A 16,995-nucleotide genomic window follows, 5' to 3' on the forward strand; every position below is an offset into this window, starting at 1 on the left:
TGTTCTTTTCTTAGAAAGAGTATACTGCTGCTAAAGTAGCTCCAGTCATGTTTTTTTCTGATCCTACGAAACCAGGTATAATCATATCGTCTGAAGTGTCATATCTTATTTCTGGAATAATTTTTAAGCTTTCTGTTAAAGATAAGTTTCCTGTTAAAGTAAAAGCAGAAACATTTGTGTCTCCAGCTCCAGAAGTGTAAGTGAAAAATTCAGGTCTTAATCCTAGAGAAAATTTGTCTGAAAATGAGTTTTGTAAATATAGTGCAACACCTTGGTAACCTGCGTCAGCATCACTAGAGTTAGAATATGCAGCATTTAAACCTAAGTAGAATGATTCAGATAAATCAAAACCACCTGTATAGTCTAAGTATAATACGTCTGTAAAACCAAAACCATCAGAACCATAAGCTAAGTTAAAGTATTGACCTTTGTATCCTGTTTGAAATCCTAATTGATATTCGTCAGTTGGGTTAGATCCTGCGACAACTCCATGAGGATTTGTTAAAGCTAGCATAAAAGATAAATCTTCAGAAACAGCGTAATCTGCTTTTATACCTGTGTGAGAAAATGGACCTGCATTAAATAAATAAGATACAGAGTAGTTGAAGTTTCCTGCAGGAGAAATTACTTCGTAACCATAAAAAGTATTAAATTGTCCTAATGTTAGTGTTAATTTATCTGTTGCGTTATAGTAAGCATATAATTGATTGATTGCTCCTTGGTATGCGTTTGCTGCGTTTGCTCTAGGCCCGTAAGCTAAATCAGCAACAACTCCTGCTTTACCTTTTTCATAAGAAAAAATTGTATTTACCATACCTAAACCAAAGCCGTTTGCTGGGACATCAGATAAAACACCGACAGATCCTAAAGAGCCACTTTTAAGATTGCTACTGTGGTATACATCTACTGTACCGCTTAATGTAAAAGTTCCTTTGTCTTCGTTTTCTTGAGCTGTAGTTATTAGGCTAGTAGCTAATAATAATGTGAAAATTACTTTTTTCATAATGTTTGTTCTTTTAGTGTTAAGTGATTTTTATATTAATTGAACTTGGTCAAAAGTAAATATTAAATTTAAACTGACAAGGGGGTGGTTTTTCAGAATAGGGTGTTTTTGATGTTGTACCCTCAAAAAAATAGGGTTGAAACTGAGATAACTTCATTTTATGGTTTTTGAAGGGTTTGAAATATCGGGTATGTAAAAATGTGTGTCATAATTTTAGGATATCCATAAAAATGTGCCTTTTGTGAAAAAAAAAGCAATTATTGTATATTCGCACCTATGAAATATTCATTTTCTTATATAGTTAGGTTACAATTTCTTGGTTTCCGATTTTCAGGATGGCAAAAACAAACAAATGCTAAAACTTTGCACGATATGGTAGATAAAACCTTGTCTTTTGTTTTTGAAGAGACTAATTATAAGACCATTGGGGTAGGTAGGACGGATGCTAAAGTTTCTGCAAATACCTATTATATTCAGATGTTTACAGATAAAATAGTGGAGGAGGGTATTTTTATAACTTCTCTAAATGCTAATTTTTCTCCAGACTTTAGGGCGATTTCTATACAAAAGGTAGCTAGAGGTTTTAATGTAATTAACGCCCCGAAGATTAAAGAGTACCATTATTACTTCTCTTTTGGAGAGAAAAACCATCCTTTTTCTGCGCCTTTTATTGTAAATGTTAATGAAAATCTAGATTTAGAAACGATGCAAGAAGCGGCGAAGTTGTTTGTTGGTGAGCATTATTTTCATAAGTATTGTACAAGGCCTTCAGAAAAAACGATGTTTAAAAGAATAATTGACTCGTGTGAAATTATAGAGAACGATGTTTTAACGGCTAATTTTTTTCCAGAGACGTCTTATATATTTAAGGTGAGAGGTAAAGGTTTTTTGCGTTACCAGATTCGATTAATGATGGCGACGTTGTTTGAGGTTGGAAAAGGAAATTTAGATTTGCAATTTATTGAAGATTCTTTAAAAGAAGATAATGATAGAAAGTATATGAGAAATAATGCGCCTTCCTCTGGTTTGCAATTGTATGATATTGAGTTGGAGTTGTAAAAATGATAGTTTTCGTTTTGTAACTAGCGAAAGTTGTTAAGAGTGAATTTAGAATGACAGGGTTGGTTAACTAAAAAAGACCTGTGAGTGAGGTTTGGGGTTAGTGTAAAATAGTTTTAGATAGGAGGAGGGTTTGATCTGAAGGGTTGAGGCTAAAAGAAAAATCCATCTTAGGAGAAGATGGATTTTTGTACCTTATATATAAGGAGTGATTTAACCTTTGATAATTCCACGAGAAATTACAATTTTCTGAATCTCGGAAGTACCTTCATAAATCTGTGTAATTTTAGCGTCTCGCATTAAACGTTCTACATGGTAGTCTTTTACAAAACCATTTCCTCCGTGTATTTGAACCGCTTCTACGGTGTGTTCCATAGCTACTTTACTGGCGTAGAGTTTTGCCATTGCGCTAGACATGTCGTAGTTATTACCTTGGTCTTTGTCCCAAGCTGCTTTTGTAACCAACATTCTTGCTGCTTCTATTTCTGTGTGCATATCTGCTAATTTAAAAGCAATTGCTTGGTGATTGCAAATTTCAGTACCGAATGCTTTACGTTGTTTAGAGTATTTTAAAGCTAATTCGTACGCGCCAGCTGCAATACCTAAAGCTTGTGCTGCAATACCGATTCTTCCTCCAGAAAGTGTTTTCATAGCAAACTTAAAACCAAAACCATCTTCTCCAATTCTGTTTTCTTTTGGTACTTTTACATCATTAAATTGTAATGTATGTGTGTCAGAGCCACGGATTCCTAATTTGTCTTCTTTTGGTCCTACGTGAAAACCTTCGGTTCCTTTTTCTACTATAAAAGCATTGATGCCTCTGTGTCCTTTTTCTCTATCTGTTTGCGCAATTACTAAATAAACATCTGCACGTCCACCGCTTGTGATCCAGTTTTTTGTTCCGTTAATTATGTAGTGATCTCCTTTGTCTATTGCGGTTGTTGCTTGAGATGTTGCGTCGGAACCTGCTTCTGGCTCGCTTAGGCAAAAAGCGCCAACAAATTCTCCTGTTGCTAATTTTGTTAAATATTTTTGTTTTTGTGCTTCACTGGCATATGCTTCTAACCCGTAACATACTAAAGAGTTATTTACGGAAACAATTACAGAAGCAGATGCATCAATTTTAGAAAGTTCTTCCATTATTAATACGTAAGAAATGGCGTCCATACCGCTTCCTCCGTATTTTGGATCTACCATAATTCCTAGAAAACCAAGATCTCCCATTTTTTTGACTAGTTCATTTGGGAATTCTTGCTTGTTGTCTCTTTCTATTACACCTGGTAATAATTCTGTTTGTGCAAAATCTCTTGCAGCATCACGAATCATGATGTGTTCTTCTGTTAAACTAAAATCCATGTATCTTTATTGTTATATTCGTAAAATCTTGTTTCAAAGATATCGATTTCGTAACATATTATCAATAAGGTTTTATTATTTTTACAGATATGAATATAGGTGAAGTTTTTATAATAGGATTAATGTCTGGAACGTCTCTAGATGGTATCGATTTGGTGTATGTGAAGTTTGATAAAAATAAGTATCAAGATTTTAGTATTTTATACTCGAAAACTGTTTCGTATTCAGAGAAATGGAAAGCTACTTTACAAGATGCTATTCATTTTTCTTCGGATGATTTAAATATTTTAGATGTCGATTACGGAGAACTACTTGGTAAAGAGATTACTGCTTTTGTTGATGAGTTTCAGATTGAAAAAATCGATTTTATTGCATCTCATGGCCACACGGTTTTGCATCAACCAGAAAATGGAATTACACTTCAGGTGGGAGATGGGCAAACAATTGCAGATGCAACAGGTCAAAAAGTTATTTGTGATTTTAGAACACAAGATGTCAATTTAGGCGGACAAGGAGCGCCTTTGGTGCCAATTGGAGATGAGTTGCTTTTTTCTGATTACGATTATTGTTTAAATCTAGGTGGTTTTTCTAATATTTCCTTTCATGAGAATGGAAAAAGAATTGCGTATGATGTTTGTCCTGTGAATATTGTCCTGAATAAATACGCTAAAGAATTAGGTTTTGAGTATGACGATAAAGGAATGATTGCTGCCAACGGAACTTATTTAATGCAATTAGAGTCTGATTTAAGGTTGTTAGAGTATTATCAGCAAAAACCACCAAAATCTTTGGGTTTAGAATGGGTTCAAAAAGAAATTTTTCCAAGATTAGAATCGGTGAAACGAAAACCGGAAGATTTATTAAGAACATTTACAGATCATGTTGCTTGGGCGTTGGCAGAAGTGTTGCCTAAAAATGCAAGGGTTTTGGTTACTGGTGGCGGTGCTTTTAATGAGTATTTAATAAATAAGGTAAAGGAGGAAAAAGAAATAGATCTTATTGTTCCTCATCAGCAACTTATAAATTTTAAAGAAGCACTTATTTTTGCTTTTTTAGGTTTATTAAAAAGTGAAAATAAAGTAAATTGTTTAAGTTCTGTAACGGGTGCAAGCAAAGATCATTCTTCTGGAGAGGTTTTTTATCCAAAGTTATAAAATATGTATTTGTAAAGTGAGTGTTTCAAGTGGTTTTAGAAGTTAATTCTTATTAAAATAAAAAATTTGAACAATCGTTTTTTTACTGTAAGTTTGTATAGTATCAGTATAATAAGAAATTAATAAAATTTTAAAATGAATCAACTTTAACTTTTCCCCTGAAGGGGATTTTATAGCAAAAATAAAATTGTTTGAAAAAACAAAAAGCAGAGTTAATTTATTTAAAATTTTATAATGAAAGAATTATTAAAAATATACGAGAATAAGCAACCAGAAATAGTTTTTAATTGGAAAGATCCAGAAACGGAAGCAGAAGGTTGGGTGGTTATTAACTCTTTAAGGGGCGGTGCTGCTGGCGGTGGTACAAGAATGAGAAAAGGGTTAAATATGAATGAGGTTTTGTCTCTGGCAAAAACAATGGAGGTGAAATTTACAGTTTCTGGTCCTGCAATTGGAGGTGCAAAATCGGGTATTAATTTTGATCCGAGCGATCCGAGAAAAAGAGGTGTTTTAGAACGTTGGTATAAAGCGGTTACGCCGTTGTTAAAACATTATTACGGAACCGGTGGAGATTTAAATGTTGATGCAGATAAAGATGTGATTCCGATTACAGAAAGTTGTGGTGTTTGGCATCCGCAAGAAGGAATTTTTAACGGACATTTTAAACCAACAGAAGCAGATAAAATAAATAGAATTGGTCAGTTACGTATGGGGGTAATTAAGGTGATTGAAGATAAAGCTTTTTCGCCAGATTTGTCTAGAAAATATACGGTTGCAGATATGTTAACTGGTTATGGAGTAGCAGAAGCAGTGAAACATTATTATGCTATTTATGGAGGAGAAATAGAAGGAAAAAGAGCAATTATTCAAGGGTTTGGAAATGTAGGTGCTGCGGCAGCTTATTATTTAACACAGTTGGGTGCTAAGGTTGTAGGAATTATTGATAGAAATGGAGGGGTTATAAGTGAAGAGGGATTTACGATGCAAGAAATGACAGCTTTGTTTTTGATGAAGAATGGAAATCAGTTAGTTTCTGGTGATATGATTCCTTTTGAAGAGATTAATGAAAAAATATGGAGTTTGCCTGCTGAGATATTTGTGCCAGCTGCAGCTTCGAGATTGGTTTCTCAAGATCAGGTTCAGCGTATGATAGACACAGGGTTAGAAGTGATTTCTCCGGGAGCAAATGTTCCGTTTGCAGACAAAGAAATTTTCTTTGGTCCAATTATGGAGTATACAGATAATCATTTAAGTTTATTGCCAGATTTTATTTCAAATTGTGGTATTGCAAGGGTTTTTGCGTATTTAATGGAAGCAAAAGTGGCTTTACCAATGCAGGATAAAGCAATTTTTAATGATACCTCAAATATTATAAAGAAAGCGTTGCAGAGAACTTTTAAAAGGAGTGCGTCTAAAACAAAAATTTGTTCAACTGCATTTGAAATTGCTTTAAAACAATTAATTTAAAGTAAATAGTTAGATTTGTATTCTGAAATTCGGTTGTAGATTACAATAAAACGCTGTTGATTGGATGTTTTTATCAAAAGGCATTACAATTAACATGTTAGATGTTAATTGTAGAGTGCGCAGCGGGTTCGTAAATAAAATAATTTAAAGAATGTCATTTTGTATTATGGCATTTTTTTTGATGTAAAATAAAAGCGATTATTTTAAGTTGAAACAATTTAAAAATAGAAAGGTCGTTACTTAAATAGAACTTAAAATAGAATTAAATGTTGTTATTTTTTCAAGAGAATAAAGAAGTTTTAGAAGAGGTTGTTTCAGAAGAAAAAACACTTTCTATCTATAAATTAATTATGGATGGTGGTTTAGGAGGGCAAATAATCTTAGCACTACTTTTTGTGTTGTTGGCTATTGCGATGTATATTTATTTTGAAAGATTCTTTGCTATAAAAGCAGCATCAAAAATGGATGAAAATTTTATGAATCAAATTAAGGATTTTGTTTCTAATGGGAAATTAGAGTCTGCAGATGCGCTTTGTAAGAGTAAAAATACACCAACAGCAAGATTAATTGGAAAAGGAATTTCTAGAATAGGAAAGCCTTTAGATGATATTAATACGGCTATTGAAACAGCAGGGAAGTTAGAGGTGTATCAGTTAGAGAAAAATGTAAGTGTTTTGGCAACGATTGCAGGTGCGGCACCAATGATTGGTTTTTTAGGAACTGTAATCGGTATGATTGTTGCAATTCATGAAATTGCAAATGCAGGTGGCCAAATAGATATTAAATTACTTTCCGATGGTTTGTATACTGCAATGACAACTACAGTTGGAGGGTTAATTGTGGGTATTATTGCGTACATAACTTATAATCATTTAGTGGTAAGAACAGATAAGGTAATTTATCAAATGGAAGCAAAATCTGTTGAGTTTTTAGATTTATTAAACGAGCCAGCATAAGTAGTTTTAAATTCAAAGTTTGAAAAATAATATTTTATGAATTTACGCGGAAGAAATAAAGTAGATCCTACATTCAATATGTCATCAATGACAGATATTGTTTTTCTATTGTTGATATTTTTTATGCTTACCTCTACGTTGGTTACTGTAAGTGCCATTGATGTTTTGTTACCAAAGGCAGGAGGGAAGACAGAGAATAATAAATCTGTTGCAGTATCTATCACAAATGAATCGTTGTTTTATATTGATAAAACAAAAGTGAGTTCAGCAAGTTTGGAAAGTGAAATTCTAAAAAGTGTTGGAGCCGATAAAAAGAAGACTATTATTATTAGAGGAGATAAAGATGTGCCTTATAAAAATGTAATGCAGGTAATTGATATTGCGAATAAGAACAAGTTAAAAATGATTTTAGCTGTAAAAGGCAAATAAAATGCAAATACTAAATACAACACATAAACGTAAATCTGCTGTAATTACAGCGGTTATTCTGGTGCTTATTATCTTCGGAATTCTAAATTACGGAATGCGTTATTTAGATCCTCCAGAAGAATATGGTTTGGCTATTAATTTTGGAACTTCAGAAGTTGGAAGTGGAGAACCAGTAGAAGATACAAAGAAAATTTCTGCTCCAGAAGTCGTTGAAGAGGAGGTTGAGGAAAAAGAGGTGGTTGAAGAAGTTGTAAAAGAAACTCCGCAAGAAGTAATTAAAGAAGATATTATTACAGAAGAGACTTCTAAAGACATTCCTGTTGTAGAAAAGATAAAAGAAGTAGTTAAAGAGCCAGTAAAAAAGGTTGTAGAAAAAAAGGTAGAAGTTGTAGAACCTGTTGAAAAGGAGGTTGTAAAAGAAATTCCGAAAGAAAAGCCAAAACCATCTAAAGCAACTCAAGATGCGTTAAATAATTTATTAAACGGAAATTCTTCGGATGGAAAACCACAAGGAGAAGGAGATGATGCAAAGCCAGGTGTAAAAGGAAAAGAAACTGGAGATCCGGCTTCTTCTAAATACTATGGAAATACAGGAAGTGGTGATGGAGGTGATTATAATTTAGCGGGTAGAAGAGCGCTTTCTACACCAAAAGTTCAACCCGATTGTCAGGAAGAAGGGACTGTGGTGGTACAAATTCAAGTTAATAAAAATGGAAAAGTAATTTTTACAAAACCAGGATATAAAGGAAGTACTAATACAGCTCCCTGCCTACTTAAGGCAGCAAAAGAGGCAGCTCTAAGAACTACTTGGAATCCTGATGAAAAAGCACCCGCAAACCAAGTTGGGACAATTATTTATAAGTTTACCTTGTCTAAATAATCACGTATTTTACAACATGAATTATCAACAAACATTAGATTGGATGTTTGCACAATTACCGATGTACCAAAGAGAAGGTAAAACAGCATTCAAAAAAGACTTAACCAACACTTTAGCGCTTTCAAAAGAATTGGGTTTTCCAGAAAAAAAGTTTAAATCAATTCACGTTGGAGGTACTAACGGAAAAGGTTCTACAAGTCATATGTTGGCTTCTATTTTGCAAGAAGCCGGTTATAAAGTAGGTTTGTATACTTCACCTCACTTAAAAAACTTTACCGAAAGAATTAGTATTAATGGAGTTGAAATTTCAGAAAAGAAAGTTTTATCCTTTATAAAACAACACAAATATTTTTTAGAAACACAAAGATTGTCCTTTTTTGAAATGACGGTAGGTTTGGCTTTTGATTATTTCGCAGAAGAAAAAGTAGACATTGCTATTATAGAAGTTGGTTTAGGAGGGAGATTAGATTCTACAAACATTATTACTCCAGAGGTTTCTGTAATTACGAACATCGGTTTAGATCATACGCAGTTTTTAGGAGAAACATTACCAGAAATTGCTTTTGAAAAAGCAGGTATTATTAAAAACAAGGTTCCGGTTGTAATAGGAGAAGAACAAGAAGCTGTAAAAAGTGTCTTTATCGCTAAAGCGGAAGCGTGCAAGGCGCTTATTTCTTTTGCTTCGGATGATGCTAAAAACTATAAAACAGATTTGTTGGGCGATTATCAGCAAAAAAATACAAAAACAGCTGTTGCGGCCATTCAAAAATTGACAGGTTTTAAAATATCAACAGAAAATATTGAAAAAGGATTATTGAATGTTGTAAAAAACACCAATTTAAAAGGTAGATGGCAGATTTTACAAGAGAACCCAAAAGTAATTTGTGATACTGCTCATAATAAAGATGGGTTGCATATTGTACTCGATCAATTAAAAAAAGAAACCTTTAAAAGAATACATTTTGTTTTAGGTGTGGTTTCTGATAAGAAATTAGAAGAGGTTTTACCGCTTTTTCCAAAGGAAGCTGAGTACTATTTTTGTAAGCCGGATATTCCAAGAGGTATGTCTGAAGTTGTTTTGCAAGAACAAGCAAAAGAATTTGGTTTAATTGGAAAAAAATATCCTTCAGTAAAAGTTGCTTTTGAAGATGCGTTACTGAATGCAAATCAGGAAGATATCATTTATGTAGGAGGAAGTACTTTTGTTGTTGCTGAAATTATTTAAATAAAATATCATTTTTTACTTGGTAGAACTAAAATAAGTTTTATATTTGCAACCGCTTAGGGCAATTAGCTCAGTTGGTTCAGAGCATCTCGTTTACACCGAGAGGGTCGGGGGTTCGAATCCCTCATTGCCCACTAAAGCAAAATCCTTTACATTTATGTGAAGGATTTTTTGTTTTTAATAGATTTTTAAATAAAAATAAAATTATTTTTCATTTTGTTTGGTAGATCTAAATAAAGTATTATATTTGCAGCCGCTTAGGGCAATTAGCTCAGTTGGTTCAGAGCATCTCGTTTACACCGAGAGGGTCGGGGGTTCGAATCCCTCATTGCCCACCAAAGCAAAATCCTTCACATTTATGTGAAGGATTTTTTGTTTTTAATGGTTTTTGATAAAGAGTCCAATGATTCTTTTATTATATTTGTTTCTTTATAAAAAATAGCTAAAAAATTTCTTAATGGATATAAAATTGTCAGGAAAAAAGATACTTGTTACAGGAGGTGCTGGTTTTATCGGTTCTAATTTGTGCGAGGCTTTACTTGAAAAGAAGAATACAGTAGTTTGTTTAGATAATTTTTCTACAGGGAAAAGAGAGAATTTAGTTTCGCTTATAGAAAACCCAAATTTCACTTTAGTTGAAGGAGATATTAGAAATTTAGAAGATTGTATGTTGGCAGCTTCTGGTGTAGATTATGTTTTGCATCAAGCAGCTTTAGGTTCAGTTCCTAGATCTATAAAAGATCCTATTACAACAAATGACGTTAATGTTTCTGGTTTTCTAAATATGTTAGTCGCAGCAAGAGATAACAATGTAAAAAGATTTGTGTTTGCAGCAAGTTCTTCTACCTACGGAGATTCAGAATCGTTACCAAAAGTAGAAGATGTTATAGGGAAACCATTATCTCCTTATGCAGTTACCAAATATGTAAATGAATTGTATGCAGATGTTTTTGGTAAAACGTATGGCTTAGAAACAATTGGGTTAAGATATTTTAATGTTTTTGGAAGAAAGCAAGATGCTAACGGAGCGTATGCAGCAGTAATACCTAAGTTTGTAAATCAGTTTATGAGTTTAGAATCTCCGGTTATCAACGGAGATGGTTCTTTTTCTAGAGACTTTACATATATAGACAATGTTATTCAGGCAAACTTATTAAGTTTAGTTGCGGATAAAGAAGCTGCTAATGAAATTTATAATGTTGCCTTTGGAGATAGAAACACTTTAATCGATTTATGTGATTCTTTAAAAGAGTTTTTATCAAATTATAATCCAAAAATTAAGGATGTAGAAGTTGTTTTTGGTCCTAATAGAATTGGAGATATTCCGCATTCTCATGCAGATATATCAAAAGCTAAGAAATTATTAAATTATACCCCAGAGTTCTCTTTAAAAGAAGGATTAAAAGAATCGATAGATTGGTATTGGGAAAACTTAAATAAATGAGTAAAATTAAAATAGGTATTATTGGTTTAGGCTATGTTGGCTTACCATTAGCGAGGCTTTTTGCAACAAAATTTTCTGTTGTTGGTTTTGATATCAATCAAACTAGAGTAGAAGAACTTGGGCAAGGAAAAGATGTTACTAGAGAGATTTCTAAAGAACTTTTAGATAAAGTAGTTCTTACCGAAAATAACAATGATGTAGGATTATTTTTTACATCAGAATTAGAAGATTTAAAGGATTGTAATTATTTTGTAGTTACGGTTCCTACGCCAGTAGATAAAAATAACAGACCTGTTTTAACGCCTTTAATAAAAGCGAGTGAAACTGTTGGAAGTGTTATTAAAAAAGGAGATATCGTAATTTATGAATCTACGGTGTATCCTGGTGCAACAGAAGAAGATTGTGTGCCTATTTTAGAAAGAGTTTCTGGTTTAGTTTTTAATAAAGACTTTTTTGTAGGATATTCTCCAGAAAGAATAAATCCGGGTGATAAAAAGCACACAGTAGAAAAAATATTAAAAGTTACTTCTGGCTCTACGAAAGAAGTTGGTGAAAAAGTGAATGATTTATATGCGTCTGTAATTACAGCAGGTACACATTTAGCGCCTTCAATAAAAGTTGCAGAAGCAGCAAAAGTAATCGAAAACTCTCAGAGAGATATTAATATTGCATTTGTAAATGAGTTGGCTAAGATTTTTGGGTTGATGGATATCAATACACAAGATGTTTTAGAAGCTGCAGGAACAAAATGGAACTTTTTACCTTTTAAACCAGGTTTAGTTGGTGGACATTGTATTGGTGTTGATCCTTATTATTTAGCTCAAAAAGCACAAGAATATGGCTATCATCCAGAAATTATTTTAGCAGGTAGAAGAGTCAATGACGGTATGGGTAGATATGTAGCATCGGAAGTTGCTAAGTTGATGATTCAGAGAGATATTGAGGTAAAAGGAGCTGAAGTTTTAGTTTTGGGAATCACTTTTAAAGAGAATTGTCCGGATGTTAGAAACACAAAGGCAGTCGATCTTATTTATGAATTAAAGGATTACGGAGCAAACGTAACTATTTTTGATCCTCATGCAAATTCAAACGAAGTTGAAAGAGAATATCAGTTAGCGTCTAATATTATTTTACCAAAAAAGAAATTTGATGCTGTCATTTTAGTTGTGGCACACAAAGAATTTCTTAGTTTGGATTTTGCAGAACTTAAAAAAGAAAAATCAATTGTATACGATGTGAAGAATTTTTTAGATTCTAAACACGTAGATAAGTCACTATAAAGAAATGAAAAATTTTGCATTAATAGGTGCTGCAGGATATATTGCGCCAAGACATTTAAAAGCGATTAAGGAAACCAATAATCAGCTAATAGCAGCTTTAGATAAGTTTGATAGTGTTGGAGTAATGGATAGTTTTTTTCCGAAAGCAGATTTTTTTGTAGAATTCGAAAGATTTGATCGCCATATAGAAAAGTTAAAAAGAGGAGGAACGCATTTAGATTATGTAAGTATTTGTACACCAAATTATTTACATGATTCTCATATTAGAATGGCTTTAAGAAGAGGAGCTGATGCTATTTGTGAAAAACCTTTAGTTTTAAATCCTTGGAATGTTGATGCTTTAAAAGATATCGAAAAAGAGTCTGGGCAAAAAATAAATACAATTTTACAATTAAGATTACACCCAAGTATTATTGCTTTAAAAAACAAGGTAGCGTTAGAAAATAAAGTAGGTAAATACGATGTAGATTTAACATATATTACTTCTAGAGGTAAATGGTATGATATTTCTTGGAAAGGAGATGAAAGTAAATCAGGAGGAATTGCAACAAACATTGGAGTCCATTTTTACGACATGCTTTCATGGATTTTTGGAGAAGTTCAAGAAAATATAGTACATCTTAGAGAGAAAGATAAATCAGCGGGATATTTAGAGTTTAAAAATGCCAGAGTACGTTGGTTTTTATCAATTAATGAAGAAGATTTACCGCAAGAAATAAAAGAAAAAGGACAAAGAACTTTTAGATCCATCACTATAGATGATCAAGAATTAGAGTTTAGTGCTGGTTTTACAGATTTACATACCAAGAGTTACGAGCAAATATTAAAAGGAAACGGATTTGGATTGAAAGAGTCTGAAGAGTCTATTAAAATTGTTCATAATATTAGAAATACAGCGATTAGTGCATTAGGAGAAAAACACCTGTTTGTTAAGTAAAAAAGGATTTTCTAAATCAAAATCAGTTTATTTACAAGTATATCTAATTAGTCGTTACTAACTGTAAAGATGTTTCCTTGAAAATGAAGGGATAACATCAAATTATTTTGAATAAAAATAATGAAAAAAAAGAATCTATTAATTTTCGGAACAAGACCAGAAGCTATTAAAATGGCACCTTTAGTAAATCAGTTTTTAGCTGATAAAAGGTTTGAAACAAAGGTTTGTGTTACAGGTCAACATAGAGAAATGTTAGATCAGGTTTTAAGTTTTTTTGATATTACTCCAGATTTCGATTTGTGTTTAATGAAGCCTAATCAGAACTTATACAACTTAACAGGAGAAGTAATTTCTGGGTTAAAACCTATTTTAGAATCATTTAATCCCGATTATGTTTTTGTGCATGGAGATACTACCACTACGATGGCAGCAAGTATCGCTGGTTTTTATTCCGGAGCAAAGGTTTGTCATGTAGAAGCTGGTTTAAGAACCCATAATATGTTGTCTCCTTTTCCGGAAGAAATGAATCGTCAGGTGGCAAGTAGAGTTGCAACGTATCATTTTGCACCTACCATTAAATCAAAAGAAAATCTTTTAGAAGAAAATGTATCCGAAGAAAATATTTTAATTACAGGAAACACGGTTATTGATGCTTTGTTAGAAAGTTCTAGTAGAGTAAGTAATTTAGATAATGAGGATGTTAAAGAAATTAAAAGTAAGATTAATTTTGATAAGAAAATCATTTTAGTAACGGGACATAGAAGAGAAAATCACGGAGAAGGATTTATAAATATTTGTGCTGCACTTAAAGAAATCGCACTTAATAATCCAAATGTAGAGGTTGTATATCCGGTTCATTTAAACCCGAATGTATTAAAGCCCGTAAATGAATTGTTAGGCGATGTTAGTAATATTTATTTAGTAAAACCATTATCATATCCATCCTTTGTTTGGTTGATGAATCAATCGTATTTAATAATCACAGATAGTGGAGGTGTTCAAGAAGAAGCACCTAGTTTAGGGAAACCTGTTTTAGTGATGCGAGATACCACAGAAAGACCAGAAGCTGTAGAAGCAGGAACTGTTATTTTAGTGGGTACAGATTGCAATAAGATTGTAAAGGAAACACAAGCGTTGCTAGATGATTCAAAAAAATATCAATCAATGAGTTCTTTACACAATCCGTACGGAGATGGAAAAGCGTGCAAAAGGATTATTGAATTTATTTTAAATTTAGAATAATGAAACAAGTAGAAGTTGTAACAGTAGGTTTAGGTTATATTGGTTTGCCTACATCAGCATTAATAGCACAAAACGGCATTCAAGTTCATGGTGTAGATGTTAATCAGCATGTGGTAGATACAATTAACCAAGGTAAAATACATATCATAGAGCCAAGTTTAGATATTGCTGTAGAAGAAGCTGTGAAAAAAGGTTTTTTAACTGCGGATATAAAACCAGTGGAAGCTGCTACTTATTTAATTGTGGTACCTACTCCTTTTAAAGGAAACCATGAGCCAGATATTTCTTATGTGGAATTGGCAACAAAGAATATTATTCCGTTTTTAAAAGAAGACGATTTATATATTATAGAATCTACTTCGCCAATTGGTACTACAGAAAAAATGAGAAGACTTATTTACGATGTAAGACCAGAGTTAAAAGATAAACTAAACATTGCCTATTGTCCGGAAAGAGTTTTGCCAGGAAATGTAATGCATGAATTGGTTTATAATGATAGAGTTATTGGTGGTGTAGATGAAAAATCTACCCAAAAAGCAATTCATTTTTACAAGCAATTTGTAAAAGGAGCGTTGCATGCTACAAATGCAAGAACGGCAGAAATGTGTAAGTTAACAGAGAATTCATCTAGAGATGTACAGATTGCATTTGCCAATGAGCTTTCATTAATTTGTGATAAAGCGGATATAAATGTTTGGGAGTTAATTAATTTAGCAAACAAACATCCAAGAGTAAATATATTGCAACCAGGTTGTGGCGTTGGAGGGCATTGCATTGCTGTAGATCCTTATTTTATTGTCTCAGATTACCCAATGGAATCTAAGATTATAGGTACGGCTCGTGAGGTAAATAATTACAAGTCTTTTTGGTGTGCAGAAAAGATTCAGAATGAGAAATTAAAATTTGAATTAAAGCATGGTAGAAAACCAAGTATTGCCTTAATGGGATTGGCTTTTAAACCAAATATTGATGATTTACGTGAATCTCCAGCAAAATATATTGCCCAAAAAGTTTTACAAAACACAAACAATGAAGAGTACTTTATTGTTGAACCTAATATTACCGAACATAATGTTTATAAAATTACAAATTATAAAGAAGCTTTTAAAAAGGCAGATATTATAGTTTATCTAGTTGCTCATAACGAATTTAAAACATTACCAACAGATAGTGATAAAGTTGTTTTAGATTTTTGTGGAATTATTAAATACTAAGCTCATTAAACTGTGCTAATTATTAAATAATTATTTTGAAGGAGTTTTGTTGGATTTTGTAGAATTTCATTGTTTTTTAAGTCTAAAGAGATTTATGATTTTTATGATTTTTAAGTAGTATTATTTGCTGTGTTTAGAAAAGGTAAATCTCTTTTTTGCTACTAATAAAAATATATTTATGTAATTGTTAATTAGGAGTGTAGGTGTTTTTTTGTTTCATTAAAACTAAAGAAACTAAAGAAAAAACTAGTGTATATTAAATTATTAAATAATTAACATATATTTGCTCAAAAAAAAAGAAACTTATGAAAGTTGGGATAACCTTTAGTGCTTTTGATTTATTTCATGCAGGACATGTAAAAATGTTAGAAGATGCAAAAGAACAATGTGATTATTTAATTTGTGGTATACAGACAGATCCTACTTTAGATCGTCCGGAAAAGAATATGCCAGTACAGTCAGTCGTAGAAAGATACATTCAACTAAAAGGGTGTAAATACGTAGATGAGATTGTTCCTTATGCAACAGAGCAAGATTTAGAAGATATTTTAAGATCTTTTAAAATAGATGTTAGAGTTATAGGAGATGAGTACGCTAGCAAACAATTTACAGGTAGAAAGTATTGTGAAGAAAAAGGAATCGACTTATACTTCAATAAAAGAGAACACCGTTTTTCTAGTAGTGGGCTTCGTAAAGAGGTACAAGAAAAAGAGAATTTAAAAAAGAAAGAGAAATAAGTGTTTTACATATTCTGGTGAAAAGATTTCATTTTTAGAATGATTTAATATTTCGCCAATAATAGCGTGAAAACACCTATTTACCGTGGAATAATTTAATTTATATTTGCAAAAAAGATGAAAAAACTAATCATAGTATCAGGATATTTTAACCCAATTCATAAAGGACATTTGGAGTATTTTAATAATGCAAAGGCATTGGCAGATGAGTTGTTTGTAATTGTAAATAGTGATCTTCAAAGAGGGTTAAAAGGTTCTAAAGAATTTCAAAAAGAAGAAGAGCGTTTATTTATTGTAGAGAACATTAAATCTGTAGATAAAGCGATGATTTCTGTAGATAGCGATAGAACCGTTTGTGCTTCTATACGTGCTATTCATGAAAAGTATGGAAAAGAGTATCAAATAGGTTTTGCAAATGGAGGAGATCAAGACAATAACTCTATCCCTGAAGCACCTGTTTGTAAAGAATTAAATATTGACTTGATTGATGGTTTGGGAGATAAAATACAATCATCTTCGTGGTTGTTAAAAAATAATTAGAAAGAAAAACACTTATTTTAAGTGTTTTTTTATGACGATATCTTAAATAAAATTGAATATTAAAAAATAAAA

16 protein-coding genes and 2 tRNA genes are annotated in these 16,995 nt (G+C 32.2%); 16 read left to right on the plus strand and 2 right to left on the minus strand.

The window, feature by feature from the left end; all coding sequences use genetic code 11:
• Positions 1 to 10: 10 nt before the first annotated feature.
• The gene (locus H0I27_RS04525) at positions 11 to 1,003 is read right to left on the minus strand and encodes an outer membrane beta-barrel protein (RefSeq protein ID WP_218732703.1); all 993 of its coding nucleotides are present in this window, start codon (positions 1,001 to 1,003) and stop codon (positions 11 to 13) included.
• Between the two features lie 276 nt (positions 1,004 to 1,279).
• On the opposite strand from H0I27_RS04525, the gene H0I27_RS04530 reads away from it, so the two are divergent.
• Positions 1,280 to 2,062, plus strand: a complete 783-nt coding sequence (locus tag H0I27_RS04530; protein WP_218732704.1) for a tRNA pseudouridine(38-40) synthase TruA — start codon at positions 1,280 to 1,282, stop codon at positions 2,060 to 2,062.
• Between the two features lie 213 nt (positions 2,063 to 2,275).
• Here the strand turns inward: H0I27_RS04530 and H0I27_RS04535 are convergent, their stop codons facing one another.
• Positions 2,276 to 3,418 carry an acyl-CoA dehydrogenase gene (locus H0I27_RS04535; protein WP_218732705.1) on the minus strand — a complete coding sequence of 381 codons (1,143 nt, stop codon included), beginning with the start codon at positions 3,416 to 3,418 and terminating at the stop codon, positions 2,276 to 2,278.
• Positions 3,419 to 3,507: 89 nt separating this feature from the next.
• Between H0I27_RS04535 and H0I27_RS04540 the strand changes: the two genes are divergently transcribed.
• The 15 genes from H0I27_RS04540 (at position 3,508) to H0I27_RS04610 (ending at position 16,923) form a co-directional block, all read left to right on the plus strand.
• The gene (locus H0I27_RS04540) at positions 3,508 to 4,572 is read left to right on the plus strand and encodes an anhydro-N-acetylmuramic acid kinase (protein WP_218732706.1); all 1,065 of its coding nucleotides are present in this window, start codon (positions 3,508 to 3,510) and stop codon (positions 4,570 to 4,572) included.
• A gap of 234 nt (positions 4,573 to 4,806) precedes the next feature.
• Entirely contained in the window at positions 4,807 to 6,039 is a 1,233-nt protein-coding gene (locus tag H0I27_RS04545; protein ID WP_218732707.1) for a Glu/Leu/Phe/Val dehydrogenase dimerization domain-containing protein, read from the plus strand.
• Between the two features lie 266 nt (positions 6,040 to 6,305).
• On the plus strand, positions 6,306 to 6,995 hold the full coding sequence (locus tag H0I27_RS04550; RefSeq protein WP_218732708.1) for a MotA/TolQ/ExbB proton channel family protein: 690 nt from the start codon (positions 6,306 to 6,308) through the stop codon (positions 6,993 to 6,995).
• Between the two features lie 36 nt (positions 6,996 to 7,031).
• Positions 7,032 to 7,424 carry a biopolymer transporter ExbD gene (locus tag H0I27_RS04555; RefSeq protein ID WP_165733012.1) on the plus strand — a complete coding sequence of 131 codons (393 nt, stop codon included), beginning with the start codon at positions 7,032 to 7,034 and terminating at the stop codon, positions 7,422 to 7,424.
• 1 nt (position 7,425) lies between these two features.
• The gene (locus H0I27_RS04560) at positions 7,426 to 8,304 is read left to right on the plus strand and encodes an energy transducer TonB (RefSeq protein WP_218732709.1); all 879 of its coding nucleotides are present in this window, start codon (positions 7,426 to 7,428) and stop codon (positions 8,302 to 8,304) included.
• Between the two features lie 16 nt (positions 8,305 to 8,320).
• Positions 8,321 to 9,529: a folylpolyglutamate synthase/dihydrofolate synthase family protein gene (locus H0I27_RS04565; protein ID WP_218732710.1), complete on the plus strand. Its 1,209-nt coding sequence runs from the start codon at positions 8,321 to 8,323 to the stop codon at positions 9,527 to 9,529.
• Positions 9,530 to 9,588: 59 nt separating this feature from the next.
• A tRNA-Val gene (locus H0I27_RS04570) sits at positions 9,589 to 9,663 on the plus strand.
• 126 nt (positions 9,664 to 9,789) lie between these two features.
• A tRNA-Val gene (locus tag H0I27_RS04575) sits at positions 9,790 to 9,867 on the plus strand.
• Between the two features lie 119 nt (positions 9,868 to 9,986).
• Positions 9,987 to 10,973, plus strand: coding sequence for an SDR family oxidoreductase (locus tag H0I27_RS04580; protein WP_218732711.1), 987 nt, complete (start codon positions 9,987 to 9,989; stop codon positions 10,971 to 10,973).
• Positions 10,970 to 12,253 (plus strand): nucleotide sugar dehydrogenase, encoded by a 1,284-nt coding sequence (locus tag H0I27_RS04585; protein ID WP_218732712.1) that lies wholly within the window; start codon positions 10,970 to 10,972, stop codon positions 12,251 to 12,253. Before H0I27_RS04580 ends, H0I27_RS04585 begins: the two co-directional genes overlap by 4 nt.
• A gap of 4 nt (positions 12,254 to 12,257) precedes the next feature.
• Positions 12,258 to 13,190 (plus strand): Gfo/Idh/MocA family protein, encoded by a 933-nt coding sequence (locus H0I27_RS04590; RefSeq protein WP_218732713.1) that lies wholly within the window; start codon positions 12,258 to 12,260, stop codon positions 13,188 to 13,190.
• Between the two features lie 120 nt (positions 13,191 to 13,310).
• A complete protein-coding gene (gene wecB, locus H0I27_RS04595; protein WP_218732714.1) occupies positions 13,311 to 14,432 on the plus strand; it encodes a non-hydrolyzing UDP-N-acetylglucosamine 2-epimerase in 1,122 nt (373 codons plus the stop codon).
• Complete coding sequence (wecC, locus tag H0I27_RS04600) at positions 14,432 to 15,646, plus strand: UDP-N-acetyl-D-mannosamine dehydrogenase (RefSeq protein ID WP_218732715.1); 1,215 nt, start codon at positions 14,432 to 14,434, stop codon at positions 15,644 to 15,646. Before wecB ends, wecC begins: the two co-directional genes overlap by 1 nt.
• 305 nt (positions 15,647 to 15,951) lie before the next feature.
• Positions 15,952 to 16,383 carry an adenylyltransferase/cytidyltransferase family protein gene (locus H0I27_RS04605; protein ID WP_025562360.1) on the plus strand — a complete coding sequence of 144 codons (432 nt, stop codon included), beginning with the start codon at positions 15,952 to 15,954 and terminating at the stop codon, positions 16,381 to 16,383.
• 117 nt (positions 16,384 to 16,500) lie between these two features.
• On the plus strand, positions 16,501 to 16,923 hold the full coding sequence (locus H0I27_RS04610) for an adenylyltransferase/cytidyltransferase family protein (RefSeq protein ID WP_218732716.1): 423 nt from the start codon (positions 16,501 to 16,503) through the stop codon (positions 16,921 to 16,923).
• The last annotated feature ends 72 nt before the right edge of the window (positions 16,924 to 16,995 follow it).

The sequence above is a fragment of the Polaribacter sp. HaHaR_3_91 genome (genome assembly GCF_019278525.1).
Taxonomy (GTDB): domain Bacteria; phylum Bacteroidota; class Bacteroidia; order Flavobacteriales; family Flavobacteriaceae; genus Polaribacter.

Coding starts and splice junctions, on each gene's coding strand:
- H0I27_RS04525 (WP_218732703.1), bottom strand. CDS start 1,003: ATGAAAAAAGTAATTTTCACATTATTATTAGCTACTAGCCTAATAACT.
- H0I27_RS04530 (WP_218732704.1), top strand. CDS start 1,280: ATGAAATATTCATTTTCTTATATAGTTAGGTTACAATTTCTTGGTTTC.
- H0I27_RS04535 (WP_218732705.1), bottom strand. CDS start 3,418: ATGGATTTTAGTTTAACAGAAGAACACATCATGATTCGTGATGCTGCA.
- H0I27_RS04540 (WP_218732706.1), top strand. CDS start 3,508: ATGAATATAGGTGAAGTTTTTATAATAGGATTAATGTCTGGAACGTCT.
- H0I27_RS04545 (WP_218732707.1), top strand. CDS start 4,807: ATGAAAGAATTATTAAAAATATACGAGAATAAGCAACCAGAAATAGTT.
- H0I27_RS04550 (WP_218732708.1), top strand. CDS start 6,306: ATGTTGTTATTTTTTCAAGAGAATAAAGAAGTTTTAGAAGAGGTTGTT.
- H0I27_RS04555 (WP_165733012.1), top strand. CDS start 7,032: ATGAATTTACGCGGAAGAAATAAAGTAGATCCTACATTCAATATGTCA.
- H0I27_RS04560 (WP_218732709.1), top strand. CDS start 7,426: ATGCAAATACTAAATACAACACATAAACGTAAATCTGCTGTAATTACA.
- H0I27_RS04565 (WP_218732710.1), top strand. CDS start 8,321: ATGAATTATCAACAAACATTAGATTGGATGTTTGCACAATTACCGATG.
- H0I27_RS04580 (WP_218732711.1), top strand. CDS start 9,987: ATGGATATAAAATTGTCAGGAAAAAAGATACTTGTTACAGGAGGTGCT.
- H0I27_RS04585 (WP_218732712.1), top strand. CDS start 10,970: ATGAGTAAAATTAAAATAGGTATTATTGGTTTAGGCTATGTTGGCTTA.
- H0I27_RS04590 (WP_218732713.1), top strand. CDS start 12,258: ATGAAAAATTTTGCATTAATAGGTGCTGCAGGATATATTGCGCCAAGA.
- wecB (WP_218732714.1), top strand. CDS start 13,311: ATGAAAAAAAAGAATCTATTAATTTTCGGAACAAGACCAGAAGCTATT.
- wecC (WP_218732715.1), top strand. CDS start 14,432: ATGAAACAAGTAGAAGTTGTAACAGTAGGTTTAGGTTATATTGGTTTG.
- H0I27_RS04605 (WP_025562360.1), top strand. CDS start 15,952: ATGAAAGTTGGGATAACCTTTAGTGCTTTTGATTTATTTCATGCAGGA.
- H0I27_RS04610 (WP_218732716.1), top strand. CDS start 16,501: ATGAAAAAACTAATCATAGTATCAGGATATTTTAACCCAATTCATAAA.